The organism is Proteiniphilum sp. UBA5463 (assembly GCF_002427225.1).
Taxonomy (GTDB): domain Bacteria; phylum Bacteroidota; class Bacteroidia; order Bacteroidales; family Dysgonomonadaceae; genus Proteiniphilum; species Proteiniphilum propionicum.
Genome location: NZ_DIQL01000062.1, coordinates 78,961 through 80,870, shown reverse-complemented (window position 1 = coordinate 80,870; position 1,910 = coordinate 78,961). Strand labels below are relative to the sequence as shown.

Genomic DNA, 1,910 nt, shown 5'->3' with positions numbered 1-1,910 from the left:
ATTTGTAAAAATCAGAGTCAGATAGCGTTCGATAATCTGCTCTTGTGAGGTGATATTCCAAATTTTTTACTGAATGCATTTACCAGGTGCGACACACTTTTAAAGTCATACATTTTTGAAATCTCTGTTATTGAGATATCAGAATTTTGTACCAATGAGTATATTTCCTCCATTTTCCGGTCAATCATCCATTGATATGGAGTCTGATCGAAGCTCTTCTTGAAATGTCGGGTAAATGTCCTTAAACAGTCGTAATGACACAGGTTAGCCAGTTCTTTCACGTTTCTTGCCGATGAATAGTTCTTCAGAACGCTATCCTCGAAAATTTTCGATTTAGATGTTCGGGGAATCAGTTTAACAAGTACTACTTCCTTATCGGGCATTGAGCTCACCTTACTTTTGAGCCCATCCGAGAATGTGAAAGTGCATGAAGCCACATCTGTAAGCAAATATTTACGAATACCTCCCGATCTTTCTTTTCTGTTAATTGTTTCCATACATTCCTTTCTTAAATGTTCCTGTAAATGTCTCGGTACCCAACATAATGCGAATGGTATACTTGTCTGCAGGAAGCCCGGACAGGCTTACAACGTCAAATCCCATATCATACACTTCAAAATAGTACTGTTTTGCACCTTTTGATCCAATTATTTCCACCCATGCTCCACCACGGTAGTTTTGTACTGAGATTGTGACAATATTCCTGGAGCTGTGAGCTTCCACTAAAACCGGTTCAGCAACAGTCATGCTCATCATAGTGCGAGAATTCGCAATCCGGGTTGTACCACCCTCTCTTCCTAATTCAATTCTATCTTCCAAATCATCCTTTACCTCATTTGTTATAGTTGAGGGCAACAGAAGTGCAATTGGCACAACAATCAAGAATAACGACAACATAGTTTTTTTCATACTGCTATTATTTTTTTGTTTTAGGTGAATATAACTAAAAATAATTATTTTGTAATGTTAAATATTTTTCATGCGCGTTTCAAAACGTTTTTCAAATTATATAATTACGACACAAAGTAATACAGTAATGACATATAAGTCAATACCCCGATGCAACTTTAACGGCACCAGCAGGTATATCTGCCTAATTATATGGGTGTTACCCTGTGCGACTTTAACGGTAATTAATCAAAAAAAGGAGAGGTTTCGAGTCCTTTTTCAGACATTTTTTTCTTGAGTTGCGATTTTCTTACACGAATACTTTCCACGGTAGTGTTCATAAAAGTGGCCAGCTGCCTGTTATCGGCATTGCACGCCAACAGCATCAGCAACATTTTCTCATTTGCATTAAAGTCACATTGCTCGTTCTTCAACTTTGTATAAGAGTAGAATGTTTCATCGTCGGGTGACAGCGTGTTGGTAATATCTCTGAGATCTGTATCAGTTTTTTTCAGAATATTCTCCATCGCTTTATACACATTCGGATGAGAAGAGATATACCGTTGCGTAAGCATCTCAAATTCTCCCTGCAGGAATGTGAGCCGGTCAGAGATATTGCTATAAAGCTGCAGCAACCACTTTCTCTTTCGTGCCTCATCCATCATTATTTTTGCCTGCAACTCCTGCTGTTGCATCTTGTATTCTGCGTTCATCAGCTTTAGCCGGGCCATTCTTCTCAATCGCAGAGCGTTCATTGCAATAACTATAACCACTATAACCAGTATCAGTGCTCCAATAACAATTCTCAGGTTCTGCTGATGAGTTCTCAACACCTCGTTCTCCGCTTCCGTGAGATCATATTTTTTCTCCAACTCTGCAATCTGAGTATCCAGCCTGTCCCTAACTGAGTTCTTATATAGATCTGAAGCCTGTCTCCGGTATCTGTTTGCCATTTCAAAATTACCCTGTTTCTCTGCTATGTTTGCAACATTTTGATAATAGAGATGATTCTGCCTATAGGA

3 protein-coding genes are annotated in these 1,910 nt (G+C 38.8%); all 3 read right to left on the bottom strand.

From position 1 onward, the window contains the following. Positions 1–17: 17 nt before the first annotated feature. Positions 18–497, bottom strand: a complete 480-nt coding sequence (locus B3B27_RS11515) for a helix-turn-helix domain-containing protein (RefSeq protein ID WP_286847490.1) — start codon at positions 495–497, stop codon at positions 18–20. Next, positions 484–909, bottom strand: a complete 426-nt coding sequence (locus B3B27_RS11510; RefSeq protein WP_238868014.1) for a hypothetical protein — start codon at positions 907–909, stop codon at positions 484–486. The genes B3B27_RS11515 and B3B27_RS11510 overlap by 14 nt, the downstream gene beginning before the upstream one ends. Before the next feature lie 224 nt (positions 910–1,133). After that, a partial coding sequence (locus B3B27_RS11505) for a hypothetical protein (protein ID WP_286847488.1) occupies positions 1,134–1,910 on the bottom strand: 777 nt, incomplete at its 5' end.

Excerpts from the sequence above, each read along its gene's own strand:
- B3B27_RS11515 (WP_286847490.1), bottom strand. The coding sequence starts at position 497 with ATGGAAACAATTAACAGAAAAGAAAGATCGGGAGGTATTCGTAAATAT.
- B3B27_RS11510 (WP_238868014.1), bottom strand. The coding sequence starts at position 909 with ATGAAAAAAACTATGTTGTCGTTATTCTTGATTGTTGTGCCAATTGCA.